We start from the raw sequence: 26,989 nt of genomic DNA, 5'->3' as shown, positions 1-26,989 counted from the left end.
AGGTCGGCACGGACCGGTCAGATGCGCGCAAAAAACTTTTGCAATTGTGGGCGCAGCCATTGCCATAGTCCCGGCGCGCCACGGCTTACGGGCTGGCCTACACGTTGGTCCATCTGCTCCAGCGTCACCGCATAGCCGCGCCACGTGCCGCCACCGGTGGCAAGATTGGCAATCGGGGGCTGGAACCGGTCGATTGCCTTGGCAAACTGCGCATCCGGGCTGGCAGCGGACTCAAATTCATCCCACAGGGCGCGGTACGCATCGCACTGATCCTGCGGTAGCAATCCGAACAACCGGTCGGCTGCGGCGGCCTCTTTGATGGCCATGGCGGCATGATCGACGTTGCCATGTATCGGAGAGTCGCCAGCGTCGATTTCGACCAGATCGTGCAGAAGCAGCATCTTTAACACGCGATCGATATTTATGTCAGGACCGGCCTGATCCGCGAGAACCAGAGCATACAGCATGATGTGCCAACTGTGTTCCGCAGAGTTCTCGTGCCGTGAATCGTCGATCAGACGCGACGCGCGCAGCACCGTTTTCAACCTGTCCGCCTCGCGCAGAAAGGCCAGCTGCGCCTCAAGCCGCTCGGTCACGTTGACCTTTGGGCGCCCGCCTCGCGTGCCGCCGCAATTTTGGCGTCAAGAAACCGGCGCGCCGCACGCTCTGCCAAACGCACCCTGACCTCGGTCAGATAGGCTTCTTCCAGAGACTGGGACGATGCCGCCAGCATGTCGCCGATCTGGACAAACAGCCGATCTTCGCCGGTTTCTTCCATTGCCACCATGGTGTCTTCGGCCAGCTTGCTGGCCAATGTCTCCAGGGTGCTCATGTCAGCGCGAGGTTTCAGTCAGACGACGTTTCACATAGTCACTGACGTTGCCGATCATCGTGTCCATGTGAGGTTCCTGAAAGAAATGGTCGGCGCCCTCGAGTTCCTGATGGGAGATCGTGATGCCCTTTTGTTCGTGCAGCTTGTTGACCAGCGACACGGTATCCGCCGGCGGCGCTACCCGGTCCGCCAGTCCGTTAATGATCAATCCCGAGGACGGGCAGGGTGCAAGGAACGAGAAATCGTACATGTTCGCAGGCGGTGACACGCTGATGAATCCGGTGATTTCGGGGCGGCGCATCAACAGCTGCATCCCGATCCAGGCCCCGAACGAAAACCCAGCCACCCAGCAGTGTTTGGAGTTGTTGTTCATCGACTGCAGATAGTCCAGCGCGCTGGCCGCATCGGACAGCTCTCCGATCCCCTGATCGTATTCGCCCTGGCTGCGCCCGACGCCGCGGAAATTGAACCGCAACACGGTAAAGCCCATGTTGTAAAAGGCATAATGCAGGTTATACACGACCTTGTTATTCATCGTTCCGCCGAATTGCGGGTGCGGATGCAGGACGATGGCAATGGGGGCGTCTTTTTCCTTTTGCGGGTGATAGCGGCCTTCAAGGCGGCCTTCGGGTCCGGGAAAGATGACCTCGGGCATATGGTCTTGCGTCCTGTTCTGTTCCGCGTTCGATGCGGCGATATTCTTGACGAATTCGCTTGGGCACCTTAGAACGGTTCTAATTGATGGCGCGGGCTTCGCGCCGTGGTGCTGGGCACATACGCATTGAACGTGGAAACGTCAATGTTTTCGGACAACTGTCAGCCCGGTTGGGAGGAGAAATCATGAAGCTTTCGACCAAAGGCCGATACGCCATGGTGGCATTGGCAGACATCGCGCTGCAGCCGGACAGCCAATTGGTGACCTTGGGCGACATATCGCAGCGTCAGAATATTTCGCTGCCATATCTGGAACAGCTATTCGTCAAACTGCGCCGCGCCGAGCTGGTGGCGTCTGTGCGGGGGCCAGGCGGCGGGTATCGATTGGCGCGGCCGACCTCCGAGATACGGGTTGTGGACGTGTTGTCGGCGGTGGATGAAACCGTTGACGCGATGCACAAAGGGGCAGGGGCCTCGGGCGGATCATCCGGCAGTCGCGCGCAATCGTTGACCAATCGCCTTTGGGAGGGGCTGAGCGCTCATGTCTATGTTTTCCTGCATCAAACGAGCCTGTCGGATATCGTCGAAAACGAACTGGCACCCTGTCCGGCGGTTCCCAGCCTGTTTGACGTCGTGGATGCGGAATGAACCGGATCTATCTCGATCATAACGCCACCACACCGCTGCGCCCCGAAGCGCGGGCGGCGATGATTGCCGCCATGGATGTGGTTGGCAACCCGTCCAGCGTGCACGCCGAGGGCCGCGCCGCCAAGGCCCTGGTGGAACGTGCCCGTTACCAGGTGGCCGAGGCATGTGGCGCCGAAGGGGCCGATGTGATCTTCACCTCCAGCGCCACCGAGGCTGCGGCCCTGGCCTGCCGAGGAAAGGATCTGCAGGGTTCCGATATCGAACACGACGCCGTGATCGCATGGATCAAGGCAGACCTGCCCGTTGATACCTACGGGCGCGTTTCGGTGACAGATCCGGTCAGGTCGGTGTTGCAAGTGGCCAATTCTGAAACCGGGGTACTTCAGGATCTGCCGGATAACTTGGCCATGACCGACGCGACCCAGGCCTTTGGAAAGGTGCCATTCGCCTTCGACACCTGCGGCGCGCGGATGGCGCTGGTTTCCGCGCACAAACTGGGTGGCCCAAAGGGAATCGGCGCGTTAGTGGTACGGCGCGGCACTGAGATTGCGGCGCAAATTCGCGGCGGCGGACAGGAAATGGGCCGCCGTTCCGGCACTGAAAACGTCATCGCGATCGCCGGGTTCGGCGCGGCGGCACAGGCGGCGGCCCGGGATGTGGCAAGCGGTGCGTGGGAATCGGTTGCACATTTTAGAAATATTCTAGAAACCGCCCTTGCGGGCGGTTCAAACAATACTATTTTTGTCGGAATAGAGAATCAACGCCTGCCGAACACCTTGTGTTGCGCCACCCCGGGTTGGAAAGGGGAGACTCAGGTGATGCAGATGGATCTGGCCGGGTTCGCCATAAGCGCCGGGTCTGCCTGTTCCAGCGGCAAGGTGCGTGCCAGCAGGGTGCTGCGCGCCATGGGATATGACGAGGCTACAGCCGCAAGCGCGATCCGCGTTTCGCTGGGCCTTGAGACAACGGAAACGGACGTGCTGCGCTTTGCCGATGCGTGGCTGACCAAAGAAAAGAAACACCGCGCCCGCGCGGCGTGATCGCAGGAGAAACCAAATGGCCGCATTGGATACGACACAGGTAAAAGAGGGCGTCGATCAGGACACTGTAGATGCGGTTCGCGAAGTAGGCGGTGCCTATAAATACGGCTGGGAAACCGAAATCGATATGGAATACGCCCCAAAGGGGCTGACGCCGGACATCGTGCGCCTGATTTCGGAGAAAAACGAAGAACCCGAATGGATGACCGAGTGGCGGCTCGCGGCCTACGACCGCTGGCTGCAAAAGGAAGAGCCCACCTGGGCGATGGTCGATTATCCGGAAATCGATTTTCAGGATCAGTATTACTATGCCCGCCCCAAGAGCATGGAGGTCAAGCCCAAATCTCTGGACGAGGTCGACCCCAAACTGCTGGCGACATACGAAAAACTGGGCATACCGCTCAAGGAACAGATAATCTTGGCCGGTGTCGAAGGGGCGGAAAGCGTACCCGCAGAGGGGCGCAAGGTGGCCGTCGACGCGGTGTTTGATTCCGTGTCGGTCGGCACGACGTTTCAGGCCGAACTGAAACGGGCCGGTGTGATCTTTTGCTCGATTTCCGAGGCCATCCGCGAGCATCCCGAACTGGTCCGTAAATATCTCGGTTCGGTGGTTCCGGTCAGCGACAATTTCTATGCCACTCTGAACAGCGCGGTGTTTTCGGACGGCTCGTTCGTCTATGTGCCGCCGGGCGTACGCTGCCCGATGGAACTGAGTACCTATTTCCGCATCAACGCGGAAAACACCGGCCAGTTCGAACGCACGCTGATCATTGCCGACAAGGGCAGCTATGTCTCGTATCTGGAAGGCTGCACAGCGCCGGCGCGCGACATCGCGCAGCTGCACGCAGCGGTGGTCGAGATCATCATCGAAGAAGATGCCGAGGTGAAATATTCCACGGTGCAGAACTGGTATCCGGGCGACGAGAACGGCAAAGGCGGAATCTATAACTTTGTCACCAAACGCGCCGATTGCCGGGGCGATCGGGCCAAGGTGATGTGGACCCAGGTCGAAACCGGATCTGCCGTGACCTGGAAATACCCATCCTGCATCCTGCGCGGCGACGATAGCCAGGGCGAATTCTATTCCATCGCCATCGCCAACAACTATCAGCAGGCCGATACCGGCACCAAGATGATTCATCTGGGCAAGAACACCAAGTCGCGGATCGTGTCCAAAGGCATCAGCGCGGGCCATGCCCAGAACACCTATCGCGGGCTGGTGTCGATGCATCCAAAGGCCAGGAACGGGCGCAATTATACACAGTGCGACAGCCTGCTGATCGGTGGAAACTGCGGGGCGCATACGGTGCCCTATATCGAGGTGCGCAACAATTCGGCGCGGGTTGAACACGAGGCAACCACCTCGAAAGTCGATGACGATCAACTGTTTTACTGTCGCAGCCGTGGCATGGACGAAGAAGAAGCCGTGGCGCTGGTGGTCAACGGATTCTGCAAGGACGTGCTTCAGGCCCTGCCGATGGAATTCGCCATGGAAGCGCAACAGCTGGTGGCGATTTCGCTGGAGGGATCAGTTGGCTGACCAACCCACCCCTGCGATGCAACGGATTATCGGTGTACTGCCCTATGTGCTGACCGTTTTGGGCGGGCTGATCGGAATTGCATGGGTGAACCTGACGCCCAACGCCTCGCCGGTTTTGGGCATTGCCGCCGGTGCCGTGGCGGGGCGACTGCTGGCTGCGGTTCTGGTTCGGCTGCTGGTTGGAAAGACGAGGATCTGACCCCATGATCATCACCACCACCCCTTCCGTCGAGGGTCATGAAATTCGCTCGTACAAAGGTATCGTTGTGGGCGAGGCGATCATGGGCGCCAACGTCGTGCGCGACGTCTTTGCGTCGATCACCGATATCGTGGGCGGACGCTCTGGTGCCTACGAAAGTAAATTGCAGGACGCCCGCGATACCGCATTGCGGGACCTGGAACAGCGCGCTGTGGACATGGGTGCCAATGCCGTTGTCGGAGTCGATCTGGATTACGAAGTGGTCGGACAGTCGATGCTGATGGTCTCTGCCTCGGGCACCGCCGTGGTGATCGCCTGAGATGACTGTTCAGCCCAAACATGCGCTGCGGCCCCAGTTGACCATGCCGCCCGATGCGGCCGAGCTGGTCGCGCGGGTCTATGGGCAGGCCGAGACGATCCTGGAATACGGTTCGGGCGGGTCGACCGTGCTGGCTGCGGAATTGCCGGACAAACACATTACGACCGTTGAAAGCGACCGCTCTTGGGTGCGTCGCATGCGGCGATGGTTTCAGAACTGCCCGCCTGCCCAAGGCACAACGGTTGACGTGATCTGGGCCAATATCGGTGAAACCACCGACTGGGGCCACCCGGCGGATGACAGCGCGTGGCGGCGCTTTGCCAACTATCCCCTGGCCGTTTGGCAGCGCGACGATTTCCGCCATCCCGACGCGGTTCTGGTCGACGGTCGTTTTCGCATCGGTTGTGCGTTGGCCACGGCTTTCTCCATAACCCGCCCGGTGACCCTGCTGTTTGACGATTATACCCGCCACAAGGGTTTTCGTCAGGTCGAGGAGTTCATCGGCAAACCGACACTGACCGGGCGTATGGCCGAGTTTTGCGTAAACCCCGTGGCAATCCCTGCCAACCGTCTTCTGCACATCACAAAATTCATGTTCCGCGCTTAGGCGCAGACACCGATAAGAGGTAAGAAAATGCTGGAAATCAAGAACCTGCACGTCAAACTTGAAGAAGAAGAAAAGCAGATCCTGAAAGGGGTCGATCTGATGATCGAGGCCGGTAAGGTCCACGCGATCATGGGGCCGAACGGCTCGGGGAAATCGACGCTGTCCTATGTCCTGTCCGGTCGCGGCGGATATGAGGTCACCGAGGGCAGCGCCACGATGGAGGGCGTCGACCTGCTGGAACTGGAACCCGAAGAGCGCGCCGCAGCCGGGTTGTTTCTGGCGTTCCAGTATCCTGTCGAAATTCCCGGTGTCGGCAATATGACCTTTCTGCGGACGGCCGTGAATGCCCAACGCAAGGCTCGCGGGCAGGAAGAGATGAGCGCGGCAGAGTTTCTGAAGGTGGTCCGTGAGCGGGCAAAATCGCTCAAGATCGATGCCGATATGCTCAAGCGGCCAGTGAATGTCGGATTTTCGGGCGGAGAGAAAAAGCGTAACGAAATTCTTCAGATGGCCATGCTGGAACCCAAGATGTGCATCCTGGACGAAACCGATTCCGGTCTGGATGTAGACGCGATGAAACTGGTGGCTGACGGGGTCAATGCCCTGCGCGACATCGGGCGCGGGTTCCTGGTTATCACCCACTATCAGCGGCTGTTGGATCACATTCAACCGGATGTGGTGCACATCATGGCCGATGGCCGCATCGTCAAATCGGGCGGACCGGAATTGGCGCTCGAGGTCGAACATAACGGCTATGCCGACATCCTGTCCGAGGTGGCATGATGGCAAAACCGGAATTGAAACACTCTGCCACCCAGGCCCGGCTGGCGGGCCTGACCTTGCCAGCCGGTGGCTGGAGCGAGCCCGCGCGCCGCGATGCTTTGTCCCGCCTGATCGCGATGGGTTTGCCTCAGCGCCGGGATGAATACTGGAAATACACCCGCCCGGACGCGCTGGTCGATCCGGCCACGCCCTTTGCGGCGGTACTGACCTCTGACGAGATTCCGTTGTTTGATCACGTGGACCGGCTGCAGATCGTATTTGTCGATGGTGTTTTTGATGCCGACGCCTCTGACGATCTGGCACTGCAAGGTGTGGTGATCGAGCGTCTGGCCGAAACTGCAAAGTCCGAAATTCATTGGGCCAAGGCGGTGTATGGCACTTTGGAAGCGCGTGGCCAGAAACCCGTCGAACGGCCATTTGCTGCGATGAACACCGCCTTTGCGACCGATGGGGTGGTGATCCATGTCACCGGCAAGCCAAGCAAGCCTATCAATCTGATCTATCGCCACCGGTCTGAAAGCTCGGATGCCATCTTGCATCATGTGATCCGTGTGGACACGGGGGCCGAAGCCACGATCCTGGAAAACGGCCCCGCTGCCGCCCGGTTCAACAAATGCACCGAAATCGATGTTGCCGATGGCGGCGTGCTGCACCACGTACGGGCGCAGGGCCGTGATCACGAGCGCAGGGCGGTGACCCATATGTTCGCCCGGCTGGGCGAGGAATCTGTGTTCAAATCGTTTACGTTGACCGTCAACGGTATGTTGACACGCAATGAGTGCGTGATCGAACTGACCGGCGACAATGCCGTGACCCATGTCGCCGGTGCCTGCGTCGGGGATGGCGATTTTCACCACGATGATACCGTTTTCATAACCCATGACGCGGTAAATTGCGAAAGCCGCCAGGTTTTCAAGAAGGTGCTGCGCAATGGCGCGACAGGGGTGTTTCAGGGCAAGATCCTGGTGCAGCCCGGCGCGCAGAAAACCGACGGGTATCAGATCAGCCAGTCGTTGTTGCTGGATGAGGACAGCCAGTTTCTGGCCAAGCCCGAATTGGAGATCTATGCTGACGATGTGGCCTGTTCGCACGGCTCCACCAGCGGTGCGATCGACGAGGACGCGATGTTCTACCTGCGCTCGCGCGGGGTGCCGGAATCCACGGCAACCGACCTGCTGACACTGGCATTTCTGGCCGAATCGGTGGACGAGATCGAGAACAAGGCGCTGGCCGATGACATTTTGGCGCGGCTGCAAGGCTGGTTGGCGCGCCGCCGCTGATGCCGGTCACAACCGACATTACCGCGACTTATCGTGGACCGGGAAAGGTCATGCGGCGGCTGCTGAGCATGGGCCCGCGCGAAGATCGCGCACTGGCCTTTGTCATGGTGGCCTGCGTGATCGTCTTTGTGTCGCAGATGCCCAGGCTGGCCCGGATCGCCCACCTCACCGGTCAGGAACTGGACATGCTGCTGGGCGGAGCCCTGTTCGGCTGGGTCTTTCTGGCGCCGCTGATATTGTATCTGCTGGCCGCCCTGTCGCATCTGATTGCGCGGATCCTGGGCGGGCAGGGGGATTGGTTCGGCGCGCGGCTGGCGTTGTTCTGGGCGCTGCTGGCCTCCAGTCCACTTGTGCTGCTGCATGGTCTGGTGGCCGGAATGATAGGCCCGGGTCCGGGACTTCAGGCGGTTGGGCTGTTGTGGCTTGCGATCTTTGGCTGGTTCTGGTTTGCCTGCCTCAAACAGGCCGAACGGCCACCTGAGAGGCCGAACCCATGACCGCACCCGAACTGCGCCAATTGACTGTGCTGTCCGTCAAGGATCCCGCAAATGCGGCCCGCGTGGTGCTGACGTTGCCGATGTCCCGCGACGCGTTGTGGGCCGCTCTGGGGCTGATCGCTGTGCTGAATGCGTTGTTGTTTTCGCTGTCCAACCTTTTGGTTCCGGGGCCGTCGCCGCTGCCCGGACTGTTCAACGTGCCGCTGGTCTATTGCGCCATTGTGGCTGGAGGATTGATCCTGACGGTCTATTCCCTGTTCTGGACCGGTCGTTTTCTGGGCGGACGCGGCACGGTCGACGGCGTCATGCGGGTCGTGCTTTGGTTACAGGCGCTGCGTTTGCTGGTTCAGGGCGTCGCCCTGGTGTTGCTCATGACGGTGCCGCTTCTGTCGGCGTTGCTGGTCTTTGCCGCCTCGATCTATGGTATCTACATGTTGCTGCATTTTATCAAACAGGCCCATGAATTGCCGACGATGGGCCGGGCCGCCGGGGTGCTGATTGCGGCGATGCTGGCCATGCTGCTTGGCCTTACCCTGCTGATTTCCCTGTTCGGGGGACCGATTGTTGGATCATTCGCCTATGTATGACGTAGAGAAAATTCGCCGGGATTTCCCGATTCTTGCGCGCGAGGTCAATGGCAAGCCGCTGACCTATCTGGACAATGGCGCCTCTGCCCAAAAACCGCAGGTGGTGATCGACGCAATCTCTCAGGCGTATTCGATGGAATACGCCAATGTTCACCGCGGTTTGCACTTTCTTTCCAACCTTGCGACCGACAAATACGAAGCCGTGCGTGGCAAGATCGCGCGCTTTCTGAATGCACCGTCCGAGAACGAGATCGTTCTGAACTCGGGAACCACCGAAGGCATCAACATGGTCGCCTACGGCTGGGCCATGCCCCGGATGCAGGCGGGCGACGAGATTGTGCTGTCAGTGATGGAGCATCATGCCAACATCGTGCCTTGGCACTTTCTGCGCGAACGTCAGGGCGTTGTGCTGAAATGGGTCGATGTGGACGCAACCGGGGCGCTGGACCCAGAGGCGGTGATCGATGCAATCACGCCACGCACCAAGCTGGTGGCTGTGACCCATACGTCCAACGTTCTGGGCTCCAACGTGGACGTCAAGGCGATCACCGCAGGTGCACATGCCAAAGGCGTGCCGGTTCTGGTGGATGGCAGCCAGGCCGCAGTGCACATGCCGGTCGATGTCACCGACATCGGGTGCGACTTTTACGCCATCACCGGGCACAAGCTGTATGGCCCGTCGGGTTCGGGTGCGATCTATTGCACATCCGACCGGATGGCCGAAATGCGCCCGTTTATCGGTGGCGGGGACATGATCAAGGAAGTTCACAAAGACGCCATTCTGTACAACGATCCGCCGATGAAATTCGAGGCCGGGACTCCGGGTATCGTCCAGACCATTGGGCTGGGTGTGGCGCTGGACTATATGATGGATCTGGGGATGGACAACATCGCCGCCTACGAAAATACCCTGCGCGATTATACGGTAGAGCGGCTAAGCGGCCTGAACTGGCTTCAGATTCAAGGCACCACAACAGATAAGGCCGCGATTTTCTCCTTCACGCTGGACGGGGCGGCCCATGCGCACGACGTTTCGACAATCCTGGACAAACGCGGCGTGGCCGTGCGGGCCGGGCACCATTGCGCGGGACCGCTGATGGACCACCTCGGTGTAACGGCGACCTGTCGCGCGTCGTTCGGCCTGTACAATACCCGTCAAGAGGTCGACGTACTGGTCGACGCGCTGGAACTGGCACATGACCTTTTTGCCTGAAGCTTGGATGAATTTGCGATTGCGGGCCGCTTGTGACACGGCTATAGACGCAGCAGGCACCTGTAGCTCATCTGGATAGAGCGCTGCCCTCCGAAGGCAGAAATCAAGGCTGGTGATGCTTGGTTGTGTTGGAAGAAAGAAGTGACTAAACAACGGTTTGAGCGAATGTCGGGTTTGCTCTTCATGCCGACGAAATTCTCGCGTAAGCATGGCGTAAGCATCTCGCGAACGGTATGCACCCGTAGCTCAGCTGGATAGAGCGCTGCCCTCCGAAGGCAGAGGTCACAGGTTCGAATCCTGTCGGGTGCGCCATCTCACATTTTCCACTACAGAATTCACCTAACACCTTGAATGGGAAGGTTAAATTAGGTGTTCGAAGTCCCTGATTCCGGCAGTACGGTACAGGCTCCGAAAATGCCAGTCTGAGCACCGTTTTTTTGAGTGCTAAATCGGCATTTTTCCAAATAATACAAGGGTTTGAGAGGAATCGCATCGCGTATTCGAACGACTCCTCTAAGGTCATGCGTGGTTTAACTCCATTTGCCAGTTTTTCGGCAAACAATGCCTTTTCACGCTCCAGTTTCGCGATCCGCTTCTCGTAGGTGTCTGAGGTCAGCGCCATTGGGACAGTTTAGGGTGATTTGATAAGAGAGGGTTTCTGGCACATCGTAACCACCAAGGAGTGGAGATGAGACAGAAACCCGGAACACGTAAGAGCCACGGCGAGAAAGTCGTCAAAGACATCCGCCGAGCCACCCGCAAGCAGTATTCAGCGGAAGAGAAGATCAGGATCGTGCTGGACGGCCTGAAGGGCGAGGACAGCATTGCAGAGCTGTGTCGGCGAGAGGGCATAGCGCAGAGCTTGTATTACAGCTGGTCCAAGGAGTTCCTCGAAGCTGGGAAGAAACGTCTGGCGGGCGACACGGCGCGCGCAGCGACATCGACCGAGCTCAAAGACCTGCGCCGTGAGGCACGCGATCTGAAGGAAGTGGTTTCCGAACAGGCCCTTGAACTTCGGTTGCTCAAAAAAAGCATAATCGCGCCCTCTCGGCAGAATGCTTTGCATTCGCCTGCCGGGTAATAGATGGGGGCGACGACGAATGAGGTATCCCGCATCCGAAAAGCTGGAGATCATTCGCCTCGTCGAAGGGTCGCATCTCCCGACCACACGAACGCTAGGCAAGCTGGGCATTCCCAGGACCACCTTCTATCGCTGGTATGACCGGTATCTGTCCGGTGGTCCCGAGGCGCTTGAGGATCGCAGTCCCAAGCCGTCACGGGTCTGGAACCGCATTCCCGAGCCGGTTCGAGAGAAGATCAAGGACCTGGCCCTGAAGGAAAGCGATTTGTCGCCACGCGAGTTGGCTGTGCGCTTCACCGACACGGAAAAGTACTTTGTGTCAGAGGCTTCAGCCTATCGCATCCTCAAGTCTTATGACTTAATCACCAGCCCCGCCTATGTGGTTCTGTCAGCCGCAGACGAGTTCCACGACAAGACCACTCGGCCGAACCAACTCTGGCAGACCGACTTCACTTACCTGAAGGTCATCGGCTGGGGCTGGTTCTATCTGTCGACCATCCTCGATGATTACAGCCGCTACATCATCGCCTGGAAGCTCTGCACGACGAGAAGTCGGGCGATGTGACCGACACGCTGGATCTCGCGTTGCAGGCTTCGGGTTGTGATCGGGCGACGGTCCTGCACAAGCCACGGCTGCTCAGCGACAACGGGTCCAGTTACATCTCCAGCGAGTTGGCCGACGGGCTGAAGGACCGGCAGATGGATCATGTTCGAGGCGCTCCGTATCACCCGCAAACTCAGGGCAAGATCGAGCGATGGCACCAGACTTTGAAGAACCGCATCTTGCTGGAAAACTACTACCTGCCCGGTGATCTCAGGCATCAGATCGATGCCTTTGTCGATCATTACAACCACCGGCGCTATCACGAGAGCCTGCAAAACCTCACCCCGGCCGATGTCTATTTCGGGCGCGGCCAGACCATTCTGAAACAACGAGAAAGGATCAAACGGAAGACCATCGAAACGCGACGCTTGCTTCACCGCAAATCCGCCGCATAATCGCAACAAAAAGATGAGCCAGAACCTCTCTTAGCTCAGGCCGCCAACTGGCCCAAAACCTCTGACGACGGACACACGATCTGCCAGCCCTTGGTCTCGCAGTAGCGCTCGGCCTGCCGGCGCTGGTCGGGGATGGAAAGGTCATGCTCCGCCTGCCGGTTCGTCGAGACGCGCAGATAGAGCGCGGCGCGCGTGGTGGGGCCATCAGGCGCAGCCTCCAGTGAGCGAGAGGCTGCGTCAGTCATGGCATGATCCTCGAATTAAGGAAGCGGTCCGAACAGTTCGTCGAGAACATCGCCGAAATAGGCTTCGACGATTCGAACCTCGGCCTCGGTGATCGGCACAATCTCCGGCCAGTCGTCGGTGATACGGATGCGTTGTGGTGCGCTCCTGCGTTCGCGCGTATTTCGCGATCCGGCCGCCGGAACATAGTCGTAGAGATCGAGCGGAGCGGCCCCCATGGCCGGCGACGTTCGATCGGTTTGCCACTGTGCTGCCGGGACTGCGCCATGCCGCCATGATCGGCGCCGGGTGCGTGCGGCGGAACCGGCCATCCGTGCGCCAGGATGCGATGCGCAGTCTGGCGCATGAAGACAGGAACTCGGCAGGCGCAGGTTGCGATGGCGCGCCCACGGCGGTCATCACGCCGCCTTCTTCAAGGGCTTCGCCCGGTCAATCCGCTTGCGTTTGGCGGGATCGTGCATCGCCTCCCACAGATCGTTGCGGCGCTGGAGATTGAGCCAGAAATCGGGGCTGTTGCCGAACACCCGCGCCAGGATCAGCGCCGTGGCGGCGGTGATGTTGCGGCGGTCGTTGCACAGCTCGTTCACATGCTTGCGCTGCACGCCCATCGCCTCGGCGAGCGCCGCCTGGGTCAGTTCCATCGGTTTCATGAACTCCTCGATCAGGATTTCCGAAACGGGGGCCGGTTTGCGCTTGGTCATCAACATCAGGTCACCTCATCGGTAGCTATGGTCGTCGAGATAGAGGCCGCTGGCTTCGCCCTTGCCACCATCCCAGGCGAAGATCAGCCGCCACTGCTTGTTCACGCGGATCGAATGCAGGCCCGCAAGATTGCCGCGCAGCTTCTCGAAATGGTTGCTCGGCGGCACCCGCAAATCCTGATCGGTCATCGCGTCGTCGATCATCTGCAGCTTGCGGAACAATCGGCTTTCGAGATCGGCCGGAATGCTCCGCGAGCGCACGTCATCGACGAAGAAGGCCCGCAGCCAATCGTCCCGAAAGCTTACGATCATTGACTAACTCCACGAGATAATATACCACTCACTGGGCCATGACACAAGGCTGCAGTGCGGCCCGTCATCCCGACATTCGCTGCGATCGCAAAATGTGCAGTTGTTCGAACTCACAGTCTGCGGGACTTAGCCGCCGTCCGTCGACCCCGTTCGAATGGCCGGGTTCACGCACCCGCATGTTCGCTGTCATGTGTGTACAACACTTCGATCACTGCTTTTCGCTCCGCCATAGGCCGCGAGAATCGCGCCAGTGAAGTAGATGATCAGGCCGGTCATCGTCGCAGGTGCGTAGTCTACGCGACCTTCAAGGATCTGGAACAGAAAGACGAATAGCGGGCCGAGAGCGGTAATCGCGGCGAGGGTCAAGGTAGACATCAGCGAGATTGCCTTCTGCATCGCAAAGACCGGGAACGCCATGATGACAAATCCGATCAGAACCACGATCATCAAACCGCCCGGATCGACGGGGCCTTTCTCATCGAAACCGAGCGAGGCCCCTGCGAGTGCGACCGCCACATAGAGTGGGAACCGCAGTCCATATTGCGCGATGGGAGAGACACCCAGACGGTTGAGCCGCTGACTATAAATCATCATGGCCGCGAGGCTTGCCCCTGAGATACAGGTCAGCAGCAATCCAGTCAGTGCAACTGTCCAGTCCCCTCTCACAAAGCCAGACCTGCCGAGGATGGTGATCGCCGCGAGATAACCGACACCGATCACAATGATGAGCAAGCCCGCGCCTTCAGTGCGGTTGCGTAGCGGCGATGCTTCCGGGACGCCAAGGGCCCAGGCGACCAGAATAGCGACCGGGATCAGCCCCGAGAAGATCGTGAACACAACTGCCGGTTCGATCATCTGAAGCGCGAAGAAATAGGCGATCCATACAAAGGCAGTCGACAGGTTCAGGCCAAAGAGAGCAGCGCCGTTACCCCATGCGGTACGCAGTTCATCTGCGGCACGGATACCTGTCCATGTAAGAGCGCCCAAGGCGGTAAAGCCGAAGACGGCTGCTCCGATCAGAAAGGAGTCATAGTCCTGGAATACACGCCCGAAGAAGACGGCCTGGCCCGCTTCCAGAATGACAAAGGAGAAGGCACAGATCAGGCCGAGGGTTCCGTTACTCATGTCAAGGTTCCATCGCTTTTTCGTAGACCTACGACGAAAGCAATGGAAAGTGTGGTCAAAATCTTCGATATTTTGGAGTTATGGACCACGGGAGGCGGACATGACCATGGATGCTCTGGATCTTCGGATCGTCGCTGCTCTTCAAGCGGACGGCTCCCTGACGAAGGCAGAACTGGCGGAGGCGGTCGGGTCCACACCATCGACCTGTCTGCGGCGCGTCGCCGAGCTACGCCGCTCCGGGGTGCTCATAAACTGTGTCTATCTGGCCGATCCTGCCAAACTCGGGCGGGGTATCCGAGCGATCATAACAGTCACAACCCGGAACCACACAAAAGACCTGCGCACCTCTTTCTCATCCCGCATCTCAGAAGAACCAGCAATCACGCAAGCCTATGGCGTGACAGGTGAGCTTGATGCGGTTCTGATCGGCCATTTCACCGATATGGAAGAGTATCAGGGACTTTGTGATCGGCTCTTCGATAGCGACCAGGACGTGGTGCGCTACACGACACTGTTTGCGGTTGAGACCTATAAGGAAACCACTGCCGTTGAACCGGCCGTCATCGGGTAAGCGGCCATTCAAACATCTTGCAGCGTTCAGCACTTTGGGCTCGGAGCCTACCTCAGATGCGTGACCAACCTTGGCTTCGGCTGGCGACACGAGCGGCCCTTACCAGCCATTCATATTGTCAGACCGCGCCGCAGTGCAGCTTCACCGAACCGGCCATTCGCCGCGCCCGCGAGATCGATGCCCAGCTCCTTGCTCAGCTGCGCGAGCGAAGCTTGCGATCGCTGTATTGCAGCTCTGACGGCGTGCGTCGTCGTGGCGCTGCCGTGACGAACTTGTCCCATAGTACTTCCTTCCATTCCTGAGAAAGGATCGCACCATCAAACCATGGGATCAAACACCTAATGATTGAACTCCGGGAGAAAATCCGCCGTTCCTCCGCCTGCGACTGGCAGGCAGTGTCGCCTACCAGCCACCATATTCAGAACAGGTACATTATTCGATCTCGTATTTGTAAATCACACCATCTTTCATGATCATGTGAAAGTTTTCCTTGGGATCACTGATTAGCTGCAAATCCTCCAGCGGGTTGCCGTTGACGAGGATCATGTCGGCATAGGCGCCTTCCTCGATCACGCCGAGTGGGCCAAGCGGGTAGGGCGTGAGCGGGCCTGAGAGCTTCAGCAATTCGGCATTCCCACAGGTGGCCATCTTTAGCGTCTCATAAGGTGTGAACCACTTTTCCAGTTTGGTCAGCACTGCCCCCTGACGCTTTGCGAGATCCGCGCTGAACAACGTGTCGGTGCCAAATGCGATCTTCAGCCCAAGTTCCTTGGCCGTGCGATAGACAAAATCAGTTCCGTCAGTGACGAATTTGTATTTCTCTTTCTGAAAATCATTCAGCGCAGGCGCATCGTCGTCGTCGAGAAAGGGTTGCATGCTGAGCCAGACATCCGCGTCTTTCATCATTTGCAGTGTTTCGCGCGTTGCCATATGGCCATGTTCAACACTTTTTGCACCGTTCTCGACCGAATGGATAACGGCCTCGTTGTTAATGGCGTGGGTCGTTACGTAGGTGCCCCAGGCTTCCGTGGCTTCAACGGCGGCCTGGAATTCATCATCCGTGAATTGGATCGTATGGATCGGGTCATAGGCGGAGGTGACGCCACCGCCAGCCATCAGTTTGATTTGGGTGGCTCCCTGCATCAGGTTTTCGCGCACGCGTTTGAGCACGTCAGGCACACCATCGGTGATGTAGAACATGTTGTTGGTTTCGAAGGAGTGGAGGCTGCCCGCCGCTTGTGGCACTTCTCTCGTTAACCGGAAATCTTGGTGACCTGCCGTAATCGACAAGGCCGGACCGGACGGAAAGACCCGTGGTCCATCGATGATCCCTTGATCCGTGGCTTTGGCAATATCGAACATCGGCCCGGCCACGTCGCGGACGGTTGTGAAACCGCGATAAAGCGCGTTGTTCTGCGCTTTGGCGGCCAAGAGATTCCAGTACCCTTCGCCCGTCAATGCAAGCTGGCCAATTGTTGCCTCTGCAAAGACACCGTGCCAATGTGCATCAATCAGCCCCGGCATCAGCGTTTGACCTTCCGCGTTTATCTCGAACGCACCCTCCGGCGCTTCGAGATCCGGTCCGATCTGCGCAATCAATTGACCAGAAACCAGCACGTCTGCATCTATGAGCGTCTCATCGCAGCCATTGAATATTTGCGCGCCGCGGATCACCACATTCTCAAATTTCATCTTGATGCTGGTAGTTTCAATCTCTCCAACCACTCCCTCCGGTAAGACTGCGTGATTGTCTTCATGCGCAGACGTTACAACGGGCGACACGGCAAGCGTTGTGCAGAGAAGACAGCTCAGCGTTCTGTTTGTCATGATGGTTTATCCTTATTCAAGTGATGAGAGAAATTCGATTTTGACCGCGCGTGCCGTTTCATTGTAACGCGCCATAACGCGCCCGACCGTGTCAAGACTAACCCGCAAGCCCTGGTTGCGACCAAACAGGATATTGCATTGGATGGTGTACATGGTCTGGAACAGGGCGTTAGAGGGGATGAGAACCGGGATCAGAAATTAAGCACCTTGTAGCCAACCTGAATGGACCATTCCGCGGGCCGGTCGCCGCCGAAAAGAATCCCGGGTTTGATGTAGATTTGACTGTCGCCGCCGAATGCCCTGCCGGTCAGCATGCCTGCCGTCACCTGAAGGCTGCCGAAGGTCGCGTCATTTTCCCAGTCGTGAATGATTGCAGGGTCGAAGGTCAGGTAGAACCGTGGGTTCTTCAGCTTCGGCACATAGTAGAAATCGACTGTCGTCGTGTTCACGTTGACACCCTGATCGTTGCCGCCTTCCAGTCCGAACGTTTGAACCCAAGCTGGCGCAAAGATCGCACCGTTGTTCAGGAACCAGGCATAGAAAACCGAAGTTTCGCCTGCGAACTGCCCATACCCAGCAGCTTCGGTTTCAGCAGTGTCCAGAAACAGTTCGAACGTAAAGGCCGCACCGTTCTTTTCGGTCAAGTGAAACACGTCGATGTAGGTAACGCTTACGTCGCCAAGGGTGAATTCAACATCCGGTACACCGCCATAGATTGGGTTTGCATTGAACGGGCTGTCCGAGCCAGGCACCGTGAACCTGAACGCGCGTCTCCCGCCCGCGCCAAACGGCCGAGTGTAAAAGGCTTCAAACAGGCCCGTGTTCAAGTTCGAATTGATCTCGTTGAATTGATACTGGATGCCGAACTGCGTCGTCAGCAGGGTAGGATTGGTGCCATTGTTGATCTCCGCCAGGTCCTGTTGGGCGCTGACGGGGGCCGCCAACGCAACCAGAAGTGGCAATGCAGCAGCATAGGTGGTGTTCCGCATCTGTCGGTTGCGGGAACCTTTGGTACAAGGGGTCCGTCCTGTTCGCGGTCTCGCTATTTCACTCATCTCAGCGTCTCTTTCCCGTTGCTCTTGTTTTCGCGCCAGTTGCAGAGTGCGCGCGGCACCCTCGGTATCGGACTCCTCCGGGCTATTCTTTCCGTGCTTCCCGTGCTTCGTGACAGGTGCCTCCAGAATTCGTGGTGGAGGTCCTGCTAGATGTTCTCATATTCACGCGCGCGTGCCGACAGATTTTTCCAGCGCCTCCCTGCGTTCTCGGCCATCTGGATTTCTTCGCAGACCGACATAAATCCGCATTTTCGCCTGCGAGTCAGATGATTTCCTGCCCCTTTTCAGGATGTCGTTCCAGCAACTTGCGCAGAAAGGATTCCATGACCGCGCACTCCTGAGTTGACTACAGCACGGCGGGCGACCTGTTTCCTACGTTGCTACATGTAGCCTACATAGATAAACGGCCATTCTCCCGGCAGTTACAGTGCTACCTTGACTGTGATAAGCTTCTGTCATCATTGCTGATTCACGGGAAAGGTCACACATATTGCCACACCGCCAGGAAATGACGAGTCTGCCCGCCCCGACGGATGACATCCGTCGGCAGCTTGACCGGATATTCGATTACGGCGGGCTTCAGGCGAGTGTTCGGCGCCGCGAAATGCTGAAGTATGTTATCGAGGAAACCTTGGCTGGCCGCGAAGCGGAGCTGAAGGCCACGACTATCGCCATTTCGGTTTTTGGCCGCGGCCCGGACTTTAACCAGCAGTCGGATCCAATTGTGAGGCTCGAAGCACGCAAATTACGCCGCGACCTCGACAACTATTATGCAGGGGCGGGACGGGATGATCCAATACGTATCAGCATCCCGAAGGGTCGCTACATTCCTAAATTCGTCACGCAAGAGGCCGCGGATCCGGTTGCGCCCCTTCCATCGGCTGATCCCGGAAACGCCAGCAAGCGAACCCCGAAGCCGCATGCGGCGTTCGGCTCGGGCTACACCCTGATGGCAATCGGCTTTGGCGTCATTGTGGCCGCAGCCTTGTTCTGGATCATATGGCCGGAAGTGCAGGCGCCTTTTACCCCCACAGTTTCAACCGAAAAGGTAGCAATTCTTGTTGAAGACTTTGACGTTCGTACAGGCGACGATCTTGTTTCGCTTGTTGCGTCCGGACTGACTAACGAGATCGCTGCAGCTTTGATCAGGTTTCCGGATATTGCAGCGCATCTAGCGCCACATCAGACAGTAGGCAGCCCAGAACGCACTGTGCCACCAGGCAAGTTGCCCAGAACCGATTTCGCCGTGACTGGAGACCTGTGGCAAGAGGGCGGCAAAGTACTCATCCGCGCTGAACTCATCCGGCGAGCGGACCAAAAAGTCCCATGGAGCGCACGCTTTACCGCGGGCGCGAATGGCCAGAGCATCACCGGCATTCAGGACACTATTTCTTCGGAGATCGCTTCTGCAGTCGGTCAGCAATACGGCTATGCGCTTCGTGATGTCCGTGACAAGCAGCTTGCAAACCCTAACGACCCGAGCCTTCGCGGCTTTGCCTGTGTCGCAAGCGCGCAACTCTACCGGCGCACATATCATCGCGACGAGTACCAGGCGGTTCGGGATTGCCTCGAGGCCACCGTCCGTGATGACCCCGATTATGCCCGGGCCTGGGCCATGCTTGCCTATCTGCGCAACGATGCGGCCCGTTTCGGCCATGAGAAGGAACTTTCACGGGACGAGGCTTTTGACCTGGCACGAGAAGCCGCGCTGCGTGCAATCGACCTCGACCCTCGGGATACGGATGCGCTGCAGGCAATGTCGCATGTCGAGCAATATGCAGGGCACATTGAGCGATCGATCGAATATGCGCGTCTGGCTGTGGAGGGGAACCCAAACGACCCCGCCGCCCTCGCCAATCTCGCAATCCGGTATGCAGTAGCCGGGCGCTTTTCCGATGCTGTGCCCGTCATGCACAGCGCTATCGACCAATCCGTGGCACCGCCCCCATTTTATTATCACGTGCTTGCTGCAAACCATCTCATCGAGAAAGAGTGGTCGGCCATGCTGGCCGCGGCAGAACGGGCTTCTGCCGATGGCTGGTCTTTCGGGCAGGCAATGCTCGCCATTGCTCACAATCAACTTTCAAATGATCGGGCCGCTCGAGAAGCCCTCAAGAAATTGGCCGCGCTCGATCCGCTCCTATCTGAGGACCCAAGAACCTGGCTTGAAGGCCATAGCATGCATGCAGTCGTTGTCGAAGCCGTCGTCGAGGGGCTTTCTGAAGCACGCGCAGCTGTCGCCAAATAACCGATGGAAACATGCGCCTCAGATCAAGGTATCGGGTTTCCAATGAGTTTCTGATGCGGCTTTGGTCTGAGAGCAGACTCTATTACAACCATGGCAAACCGGTGATCTTCGGCGGTAAGAAACCTAATGAGGGAAAGCTCGGGTGGCGGGGCACCCTGGTGTGACGAATTCGCCGAACTGCTACGGTTCGACATTGCCTTTTCACTGGCAGACGAAATCACCGTGCTATTACCCGAAAGCCTTGGGGTGAAGGAAAAAGACAATGCAATCACAAACCTTGTCCGCATAGCCTGTGATCGCGGCTGCGCAGTTACCTTCGACCATATCGGCTTTTTCCGACGCGGGTTTGCGCGACGCTGCGCCGCAGAGTCTGATTTCCTGTGGGCAAATATAAGGACCAACCCGCCATGTATGTTCACGACGCAATCACCCATAGCAGGCTATCGTAACTGCGCTGGTTCAGGCGTGGCTGGCGCAAAAATCAAAGACAGATGAAAGGCGGTTTCGGGAAAAGCAGGAAGCATACGTTGGGCTACTTGAAGCGTATCGCCGTGCCGCCATTGAAGGCACAGACGAAGCAGGAAAGCACTTTGCATACTGGCAGATGCGATGTGACCTTGTTGCGCTGGAAAATGTTCGTCGCGCAATTGAACGTATCATAGAGACTAACGACGACCGCTATGGTTCCGAGCGGGCGAAAGCCCACGACGGTCTAAAGGTTGCGATGCGCGCTGACCCTAAGATCACAAAATAGACCGCGGTCACGACTTCGTGAGCGTAAATCCGTCATATATCCGTATGAAGCCAATTTCGAAGCATGGGTTCGAACATGGGTTGATTTGTCTCTTTGCGATAATACGAAATGAAATCAATGGGAAATGGCGGAGAGACAGGGATTCGAACCCTGGGAACCCTTGCAGGCTCAACGGTTTTCGAGACCGTTTTCCACCTCAAACAGAAACCCTGAGGGCCTTGTTTTATTGACTGCGCGTCGGAAAAATACGCGCTTTTGGCGGTCTGAGCGGGGCAGGACGGCATAGTGGGACGGCATAGCGCTCGCACGTCCCCGCCCCCGAGGGGAGGCCGGGCCTCTCGGTGGAGATTGCCCAACGGCTGAGATTCTTGCTTGCCCTCGTGCGAGGCGGCGAAGGCCGATTTTGGGAAGGGATAGGCTGCAGGATTTCATGCTGCGTGGCCGTGTGCAGCGAGCCATGGATCGTCGCGACCGGCCCAAAGGAGACATCTACCGACCAGCCAATTGCTGCGCCGCAACTTTCGCGTTGCTGCCATTCATGATGAGCGCAGCATTTTCCACGATCGTATGCCTGCTGAGCGGACGAACTGTGAATTCGCTGCGACTGTCCTTAACGGCAGCTACCTGCACTTTGTGACGTCACAGAACACGAGCGCTGACGCAAAGATTCCATGTGACGCGTGAGCCGACGAGATTGATGCGAGCACCAAACGAATTCCGAGCATCGACGCACTTATTGGTGCTATCGATCATTACGGTTCTGTTACGTCAGTTATCCAAGTCCAGCTTGCGACTGCGCGTGGAAAGCCAAGTGATCCGATGGCCAAAAAAGCCGTCTGGTTCAAATCTGCGGTTGGAATGTTTTCATCCAAAGCTCGGCGCGCGTGAGAATGAACAGCTCCTTCGGACCCGGCTCCAATTGCCAGCGCGAGCTTGACCAGACGTTTCTCGCGGTCGCTAAGACCGCCGGACTCCGCAGCGGCAGCCCCCAAAGCGGAGTAGGCGGACCAGATATCGGGGTGTTGCCGGGCAAGATCGCCAGCGGCGCCGGGAAGGTCATCTTTCACGGGTTTTCCTTTCAGGTCTTATTACCCACCTAACGCCGACATGAACCGTCGGATCGAAAGGTGCGAGATGTTGTGGGCTCCGAAATCGTGCCCCTGAGGTTTAGCGGAAACTGCCCGCCGCAGTAAAGCATCCAACACGTCTTCATCTTGCTCGAGTGCGGGGCGAAGGTCGACCGATCCTTCCTGCCCCATACAGGTAAAAAGCCGCCCCGCGGCGCTGAGCCGCACACGATTACACAGCGCGCAGAAATTGCAGGACATCGGAGAGATGAAGCCGAGCCGCCCGCCGGTTTCGGCGACGCTCAGATAACGCGCCGGGCCGCCGGTGGCGTGGGCGAGGGGCGCTAATGTCCAGCGCCGCGCAAGGCCGGCCCTCAACTCATCGAGAGGAAGGAAGGTCTCCGCGCGATTCTGTCCGGTCGCGCCCATCGGCATCTCTTCGATCAGGGTCAGGTCCATGCTGCGGCCATGGGCAAAGTGGATCAGGGAGTCGAGCTCAGACTCGAACGCGCCACGGCTGGCGATGGCGTTGAGCTTGACCTTGAGACCGGCGGTTTGCGCAGCGTCGAGTCCATTCAGCACCTTTTCCAGGTCGCCGCGCCGGGTGATCTTGCGATAGTGCGCGGGGTCAAGCGTATCAAGCGACACATTAACTCGACGCACGCCGTATTTGGCAAGATCATCCGCGTATCGCGCCAGTTGGGTGCCGTTGGTGGTCAGCGTGAGCTCCTCCAGTGCGCCTGTCTCCAAGTGGCGGGAAAGCTCTGCGATGAGATCCATGACCCCTTTGCGCACCAGCGGTTCACCGCCTGTCAGCCGGAGTTTACGCACGCCGCGGCGGATAAAGACATCAGACAAGCGGGCAAGCTCTGCGATACTCAGCAGATTTCGTTTCGGCATGAAAACCATGTTTTCGGCCATGCAATAAGTGCAGCGCAGATCGCAGCGGTCGGTGAGGGACAGGCGCAGATACGTCACAGAGCGACCGAAACTGTCGGACAGTGGACGGAGGCGAGCGACATCAAGCGGCATGGCGGCTCCTTTCGAGGCGATTGACCCACCCCAGCACTGCATCGGTCTGCATTGGAAGATCGCAGGCTATGTCGCCGCCGAAATGGGCCCAGCTGTCGGCATATGTCGGGCGGACCGCAGTCAGCACCGGCACCTCCAGCGCAATCGCAGCGCCGATCAGATCACGAAATCCGCGCCCTTCGCTTTCGCCGCGCCCAAAGCGGTTGAGGATCAGCAAGTCGGCTCCGGCGTGTAATTCGCTTGCGATGAACGAAGAACAGATCGCGAGCGCTCCGGGGTCCAGGCGGCAGCCGCGCGAGCCGTTGCCCAGCGGCTGCGAGATGCGAAAGGTCTTGTTCGAGTACAGTGTGGTCAGATCCATGTCGGCACAACGGCATTCGCCGCCCACCGCGCCGCGGCTTTGAACCGCGCCGCGCACACGCATGCCCGAGGCGGCAAGGCTATTGGCAATTCCGGCGAGAAACCCGTCGATATCACCATGATCGAACCGTATGGCGGCAAGGGGAGTGAAGGTCATGTCAATGCTCCGATGGTGCAGAAGGGGTGCCAGTGCAGAATGTCGCCCATCGACACCGCAGAGGTTTCGGCCGCGACGATCGCCACGCCATCGGCCTCGGCCAGCGGCACCAGCGTGGCGGAAACGCTTGCACCAAGGCGTTGCAGGACGGGCAGGCCATTGGCGTCGTAGCCTTTCAGGCGCACCGGAAAGACTTCGGCCCGCCCGGCTTTGCGCTGCCATTCAAATCCGGCGCTTGCCGGGGTCGCGGCAAAGGGCGCGGGTTGCGCGCCGCTCATACGGGCAAGCTGCGCAAGGACGAACATGTGAAAGCCGACATAGGCGGCAAAGGGATTGCCCGGCAGGCCGGTAAAAACCGCATCGCCAAGCGTGCCGAACAGAACGGGCTTGCCGGGCTTGATTGCCACGCGCCAGCCTTGGATATCACCGCCTGCAGCGATCAGCGCATCGCGGATGTGATCCTTGCCACCCATCGACACTGCGCCAGAGGTCATGATCAGATCGAACTGGCCGCCCAAATCGGCAAACGCCGCGGCGGTGGCATCGGGGTCATCAGGCAGGATGCCCAGATCGCTGACCTCTGCTGCGTGCTCTGCCAGCAGCGCGCAGAGCAGGGGGCGGTTTGCATCTGGGATTTGACCCGGCGCACAGGGGCCGGCGGTCACCTCGTTCCCGGTGGAAAAGACGGCAACGCGAGGCCGGCGGACAACTGCGATGTCGTGCAGGCCATTTGCGGCCAACAAGCCGATATGGCGCGGCGCAATGCGGGTGCCTTTGCGCAGCAGCAGTTGCCCTGCATCCTGATCGCTGCCTGCCCGGCGGATGTTGCTGCCCCGCGTGGGCGCGGTCGAGAAATGTACTTTGGTCACCTTGTCGATGCACGTCTCGATCATCGCGACGGTATCTGCGCCCTCTGGCAGCGGCGCCCCGGTGTAGATGCGCATGGCCGCGCCCGTGGGCAGCTCGCACGGCGCATCGCCGGCGGCAACGGTTCCGGCGACGGGCAGGCAGCAGCGCCCCTCGAGATCGGCCAGGCGCAGCGCAAAGCCGTCCATGGCGGAGTTGTTGAAATAGGGCATCGCGCGGGGCGCGAAAATATCAGCGGCGGCAGTCCAGCCAAGCGCCTGCGCCAAAGGAAGCGTCTGTTGCTGAAGGATGGGGCGCACATTGGCCAGGGCCAAAGCGCGCGCCTCGCTGCAACTCAGTAGTTGTTGCGATCCGGCAAGGCCATCACAGCCACATCCGGTCGAGACATTTGCGCCGTCCATGATACCTCCTGCAACCGACCGGAAATCCGGTAAAGGAAAACGGATGCGGCCGGTGTGCCCGGCCGCATCCTTCTGGCTTATTTCGCGGCGTCCGCGGCGTTCGTCATCAGGTAGTCCATGACAAGCTCTGCTTCCTGCTCATCAAGACCGGCCCGCGGGAACATCGACGGGGTGATGCCCTTCCACTGCTGCTGCGTGAAGTGGGTCACCTCGCGCGGCGCGTGGCAGACGGTGCACCGCTCGAAGTAGATTTTCTCGCCCGGGCTCATGTCGGCATAAAGCTTCTCGGTCAGTTCATAAAGACGATCCAGACCCAGCTTGTCCTCATCGATTTCGGCAATTTCCATGTCCTCGATGATCGCGGGCTTCTCGTAAGCCATGTTCGGACCTTCGGGGTCTTCACATTTGCGCATGGAGCACAGCACTGTGTTGGCGGTGGTCGCCTGTGCCAGACCGGAGGATGGCTGGGTCGACGTCAGGAAGTTCACCAGACCGGAGTTGCACCGGCCCTTGCTGTCAAGCGACGGCCAGGCCCCCTCGTAGATCGAAACCACGCCCGGCATGATGTCATCGCTGACAACAGCCCCGGCGATGACCGTGCCGCGATCATTGTACAGCTCGACCAGGTCACCATCCTCGATGCCACGATCTGCGGCGTCCTTTGTGTTGATCCGGACCGGCTCGCGGCCCTGCACCTTGTAAAGCGCGCGCAGGTTTTCCGACTGGTCCATCTGGCTGTGCAGGCGAAACCACGGGTGCGGAGACACGACGTGCAACTGACCTTCCTTCGCGTTGCCGAGGTATTCGTGCTTTTCCATCCACATCGGCATGCCGGGCATGTCGTCGATCCCAAGCTTGGCAAAATCCTCGCAGAACATTTCGATCTTGCCGGATGCCGTGTGCAGCGGGCTGCCCTCGGGGTCGTTGAAAAACTCGCTGTGGCGGGTCCATTTGCGGGCCTCTTCAGGCACCTCCTGGCGGGCATAGCCCTTTTCCCAAAACTCCTCGAACGGCGTGTGCTTGGCCGCGGATGACTTCTCGTAGGCGAGCTTGATGTGATACATCTTGTCTTCGCCGTCGGTGAACTGCATCCACAGGCCCAGTTTGTCGGCCAGACCTTCGAAGATCTCGTAATCGGGCAGACTTTCACCCACAGGCTCGATCACCTTCTTCATCGCGTAGACCTTGTCGTTGGAATAGGTGCCACCAGACGAGATGTCGTCCTGTTCCAGGGTCGAGGCCGCAGGCAGGACGATGTCGCACCAGCGGGTTGCGGCGGTCCACCAGACGTCGACACTGATGACGGTTTCCACGGATTCAAGCGCACGGTGTTGATTGTCGCTGAGAACTGACCCGGCATTGTCACCGAGACTTGACCCACCCAGCTGTTATGTTCTTTGCGTCATGATGGCGTCAATGCTGCTGTCTCCTTTCGTTTCTTTTTCGCTGTCTCCGAGCTGGCCTTGAACCGATAGCTGTCATTGCCGGTCTCCAGGATGTGGCAGCGGTGGGTAAGGCGGTCGAGTAGCGCGGTGGTCATTTTCGCATCGCCGAACACGCTGGCCCATTCGCTGAAGCTCAAGTTCGTGGTGATGACGACGCTGGTGCGCTCGTAGAGTTTACTGAGAAGGTGGAACAACAACGCGCCTCCCGAAGCGCTGAACGGCAGATATCCCAACTCATCCAGGATCACCAAGTCGGTTTTCACCAGCGCCTCAGCGATCTTCCCCGCCTTGTTTTGGGCCTTTTCCTGCTCCAGCGCATTGACCAACTCAACCGTCGAGAAGAAGCGGACGCGTTTACGGTGATGTTCGATCGCTTGGATGCCAAGAGCGGTGGCGACATGCGATTTCCCAGTTCCTGGGCCTCCGATCAGCACCACGTTTTCGGTCCCCATCATGAACTCGCAGCGATGCAACTGGCGGACCAAGGCTTCACGGATTTCGCTGGCGGCAAAGTCGAAGCCAGAGAGATCCTTGTATGCCGGGAA

Annotated in this window: 30 protein-coding genes, 1 tRNA gene and 2 pseudogenes; 16 read left to right on the top strand and 17 right to left on the bottom strand. The window is 58.7% G+C overall.

Features of this window, described 5'->3' with window-relative positions; genetic code table 11:
* Positions 1-17: 17 nt before the first annotated feature.
* From NANH_RS0105330 to NANH_RS0105320, 3 genes are read right to left on the bottom strand one after another with little or no spacing between them, the layout of a single operon-like run.
* Positions 18-596 carry an HD domain-containing protein gene (locus NANH_RS0105330; RefSeq protein WP_027261095.1) on the bottom strand — a complete coding sequence of 193 codons (579 nt, stop codon included), beginning with the start codon at positions 594-596 and terminating at the stop codon, positions 18-20.
* Entirely contained in the window at positions 593-832 is a 240-nt protein-coding gene (locus tag NANH_RS0105325; RefSeq protein WP_027261094.1) for a hypothetical protein, read from the bottom strand. The genes NANH_RS0105330 and NANH_RS0105325 overlap by 4 nt, the downstream gene beginning before the upstream one ends.
* 1 nt (position 833) lies before the next feature.
* Positions 834-1,487, bottom strand: a complete 654-nt coding sequence (locus NANH_RS0105320; RefSeq protein ID WP_027261093.1) for an alpha/beta hydrolase — start codon at positions 1,485-1,487, stop codon at positions 834-836.
* Positions 1,488-1,672: 185 nt separating this feature from the next.
* Between NANH_RS0105320 and iscR the strand changes: the two genes are divergently transcribed.
* From iscR to NANH_RS25540, 13 genes and pseudogenes are all read left to right on the top strand, one after another.
* A complete protein-coding gene (gene iscR, locus NANH_RS0105315) occupies positions 1,673-2,134 on the top strand; it encodes a Fe-S cluster assembly transcriptional regulator IscR (RefSeq protein ID WP_027261092.1) in 462 nt (153 codons plus the stop codon).
* Positions 2,131-3,174 carry a cysteine desulfurase family protein gene (locus NANH_RS0105310; protein WP_027261091.1) on the top strand — a complete coding sequence of 348 codons (1,044 nt, stop codon included), beginning with the start codon at positions 2,131-2,133 and terminating at the stop codon, positions 3,172-3,174. Before iscR ends, NANH_RS0105310 begins: the two co-directional genes overlap by 4 nt.
* A 16-nt stretch (positions 3,175-3,190) precedes the next feature.
* On the top strand, positions 3,191-4,714 hold the full coding sequence (gene sufB, locus NANH_RS0105305) for a Fe-S cluster assembly protein SufB (RefSeq protein ID WP_027261090.1): 1,524 nt from the start codon (positions 3,191-3,193) through the stop codon (positions 4,712-4,714).
* Positions 4,707-4,913, top strand: a complete 207-nt coding sequence (locus NANH_RS0105300; RefSeq protein ID WP_245601402.1) for a hypothetical protein — start codon at positions 4,707-4,709, stop codon at positions 4,911-4,913. Before sufB ends, NANH_RS0105300 begins: the two co-directional genes overlap by 8 nt.
* A 4-nt stretch (positions 4,914-4,917) precedes the next feature.
* Entirely contained in the window at positions 4,918-5,232 is a 315-nt protein-coding gene (locus NANH_RS0105295) for a heavy metal-binding domain-containing protein (protein WP_027261088.1), read from the top strand.
* Position 5,233: 1 nt separating this feature from the next.
* Positions 5,234-5,839, top strand: a complete 606-nt coding sequence (locus tag NANH_RS0105290) for an O-methyltransferase (RefSeq protein ID WP_027261087.1) — start codon at positions 5,234-5,236, stop codon at positions 5,837-5,839.
* A gap of 27 nt (positions 5,840-5,866) precedes the next feature.
* Positions 5,867-6,622: a Fe-S cluster assembly ATPase SufC gene (gene sufC, locus NANH_RS0105285; RefSeq protein WP_027261086.1), complete on the top strand. Its 756-nt coding sequence runs from the start codon at positions 5,867-5,869 to the stop codon at positions 6,620-6,622.
* Complete coding sequence (gene sufD / locus NANH_RS0105280; RefSeq protein ID WP_027261085.1) at positions 6,622-7,902, top strand: Fe-S cluster assembly protein SufD; 1,281 nt, start codon at positions 6,622-6,624, stop codon at positions 7,900-7,902. The genes sufC and sufD overlap by 1 nt, the downstream gene beginning before the upstream one ends.
* Positions 7,902-8,399 (top strand): YIP1 family protein, encoded by a 498-nt coding sequence (locus NANH_RS0105275; RefSeq protein WP_027261084.1) that lies wholly within the window; start codon positions 7,902-7,904, stop codon positions 8,397-8,399. The genes sufD and NANH_RS0105275 overlap by 1 nt, the downstream gene beginning before the upstream one ends.
* On the top strand, positions 8,396-8,986 hold the full coding sequence (locus NANH_RS0105270) for a Yip1 family protein (protein WP_027261083.1): 591 nt from the start codon (positions 8,396-8,398) through the stop codon (positions 8,984-8,986). Before NANH_RS0105275 ends, NANH_RS0105270 begins: the two co-directional genes overlap by 4 nt.
* The gene (locus NANH_RS0105265; protein ID WP_027261082.1) at positions 8,979-10,199 is read left to right on the top strand and encodes a cysteine desulfurase; all 1,221 of its coding nucleotides are present in this window, start codon (positions 8,979-8,981) and stop codon (positions 10,197-10,199) included. The genes NANH_RS0105270 and NANH_RS0105265 overlap by 8 nt, the downstream gene beginning before the upstream one ends.
* Positions 10,200-10,434: 235 nt before the next feature.
* Positions 10,435-10,511: transfer RNA gene (locus tag NANH_RS0105260), tRNA-Arg, on the top strand.
* Positions 10,512-10,887: 376 nt separating this feature from the next.
* Positions 10,888-12,279: pseudogene (locus NANH_RS25540) on the top strand (IS3 family transposase).
* A gap of 35 nt (positions 12,280-12,314) precedes the next feature.
* Here the strand turns inward: NANH_RS25540 and NANH_RS0105245 are convergent.
* The 5 genes from NANH_RS0105245 to NANH_RS0105225 all read right to left on the bottom strand — a co-directional run bounded on the left by NANH_RS0105245 (position 12,315) and on the right by NANH_RS0105225 (position 14,660).
* On the bottom strand, positions 12,315-12,524 hold the full coding sequence (locus tag NANH_RS0105245; RefSeq protein ID WP_027261081.1) for a recombinase family protein: 210 nt from the start codon (positions 12,522-12,524) through the stop codon (positions 12,315-12,317).
* A gap of 15 nt (positions 12,525-12,539) precedes the next feature.
* Positions 12,540-12,833 (bottom strand): hypothetical protein, encoded by a 294-nt coding sequence (locus tag NANH_RS28905; RefSeq protein ID WP_036049462.1) that lies wholly within the window; start codon positions 12,831-12,833, stop codon positions 12,540-12,542.
* Between the two features lie 87 nt (positions 12,834-12,920).
* Positions 12,921-13,229 (bottom strand): HigA family addiction module antitoxin, encoded by a 309-nt coding sequence (locus NANH_RS0105235; RefSeq protein ID WP_027261080.1) that lies wholly within the window; start codon positions 13,227-13,229, stop codon positions 12,921-12,923.
* 9 nt (positions 13,230-13,238) lie between these two features.
* Positions 13,239-13,535, bottom strand: coding sequence for a type II toxin-antitoxin system RelE/ParE family toxin (locus NANH_RS0105230; protein ID WP_027261079.1), 297 nt, complete (start codon positions 13,533-13,535; stop codon positions 13,239-13,241).
* A gap of 186 nt (positions 13,536-13,721) precedes the next feature.
* Complete coding sequence (locus NANH_RS0105225) at positions 13,722-14,660, bottom strand: DMT family transporter (RefSeq protein WP_027261078.1); 939 nt, start codon at positions 14,658-14,660, stop codon at positions 13,722-13,724.
* Between the two features lie 100 nt (positions 14,661-14,760).
* On the opposite strand from NANH_RS0105225, the gene NANH_RS0105220 reads away from it, so the two are divergent.
* A complete protein-coding gene (locus tag NANH_RS0105220) occupies positions 14,761-15,231 on the top strand; it encodes an Lrp/AsnC family transcriptional regulator (protein WP_027261077.1) in 471 nt (156 codons plus the stop codon).
* A gap of 173 nt (positions 15,232-15,404) precedes the next feature.
* Here NANH_RS0105220 and NANH_RS29250 read toward each other — a convergent pair.
* From NANH_RS29250 to NANH_RS0105205, 3 genes and pseudogenes are all read right to left on the bottom strand, one after another.
* Positions 15,405-15,512 (bottom strand): annotated as a pseudogene (locus tag NANH_RS29250) (IS481 family transposase); the annotation flags it as partial.
* A gap of 151 nt (positions 15,513-15,663) precedes the next feature.
* Entirely contained in the window at positions 15,664-17,058 is a 1,395-nt protein-coding gene (locus NANH_RS25525; protein WP_081710428.1) for a metal-dependent hydrolase family protein, read from the bottom strand.
* A gap of 191 nt (positions 17,059-17,249) precedes the next feature.
* Entirely contained in the window at positions 17,250-18,047 is a 798-nt protein-coding gene (locus NANH_RS0105205; RefSeq protein WP_027261076.1) for a hypothetical protein, read from the bottom strand.
* A 556-nt stretch (positions 18,048-18,603) separates the two neighbouring features.
* Here NANH_RS0105205 and NANH_RS0105195 point away from each other — a divergent pair.
* Both NANH_RS0105195 and NANH_RS28380 read left to right on the top strand, forming a co-directional pair.
* Complete coding sequence (locus NANH_RS0105195; protein WP_139236658.1) at positions 18,604-20,361, top strand: tetratricopeptide repeat protein; 1,758 nt, start codon at positions 18,604-18,606, stop codon at positions 20,359-20,361.
* Positions 20,362-20,487: 126 nt separating this feature from the next.
* Positions 20,488-20,856, top strand: coding sequence for a hypothetical protein (locus NANH_RS28380; protein WP_139236660.1), 369 nt, complete (start codon positions 20,488-20,490; stop codon positions 20,854-20,856).
* A gap of 1,011 nt (positions 20,857-21,867) precedes the next feature.
* On the opposite strand, the gene NANH_RS27800 is transcribed toward NANH_RS28380, so the two are convergent.
* From NANH_RS27800 to istB, 6 genes are all read right to left on the bottom strand, one after another.
* Complete coding sequence (locus NANH_RS27800; protein ID WP_074920822.1) at positions 21,868-22,182, bottom strand: carboxymuconolactone decarboxylase family protein; 315 nt, start codon at positions 22,180-22,182, stop codon at positions 21,868-21,870.
* Positions 22,183-22,203: 21 nt separating this feature from the next.
* Positions 22,204-23,214 carry a GTP 3',8-cyclase MoaA gene (gene moaA / locus NANH_RS0105185; protein WP_027261073.1) on the bottom strand — a complete coding sequence of 337 codons (1,011 nt, stop codon included), beginning with the start codon at positions 23,212-23,214 and terminating at the stop codon, positions 22,204-22,206.
* Positions 23,204-23,731 carry a DUF2478 domain-containing protein gene (locus NANH_RS0105180; RefSeq protein WP_051372249.1) on the bottom strand — a complete coding sequence of 176 codons (528 nt, stop codon included), beginning with the start codon at positions 23,729-23,731 and terminating at the stop codon, positions 23,204-23,206. Before NANH_RS0105180 ends, moaA begins: the two co-directional genes overlap by 11 nt.
* Positions 23,728-24,999, bottom strand: a complete 1,272-nt coding sequence (locus tag NANH_RS0105175) for a molybdopterin molybdotransferase MoeA (protein WP_081710426.1) — start codon at positions 24,997-24,999, stop codon at positions 23,728-23,730. The genes NANH_RS0105180 and NANH_RS0105175 overlap by 4 nt, the downstream gene beginning before the upstream one ends.
* Positions 25,000-25,076: 77 nt before the next feature.
* On the bottom strand, positions 25,077-26,384 hold the full coding sequence (locus NANH_RS25520; protein WP_281171041.1) for a molybdopterin dinucleotide binding domain-containing protein: 1,308 nt from the start codon (positions 26,382-26,384) through the stop codon (positions 25,077-25,079).
* 17 nt (positions 26,385-26,401) lie between these two features.
* Positions 26,402-26,989, bottom strand: a 588-nt coding sequence (istB, locus tag NANH_RS0105165; RefSeq protein ID WP_027261070.1) for an IS21-like element helper ATPase IstB, incomplete at its 5' end; no start/stop codon positions are given.

Source organism: Sedimentitalea nanhaiensis DSM 24252, assembly GCF_000473225.1.
Taxonomy (GTDB): Bacteria; Pseudomonadota; Alphaproteobacteria; order Rhodobacterales; family Rhodobacteraceae; genus Sedimentitalea; species Sedimentitalea nanhaiensis.
Note: the sequence above shows the minus strand (reverse complement) of the source record. Positions and strands in the feature narration are given on the sequence as shown.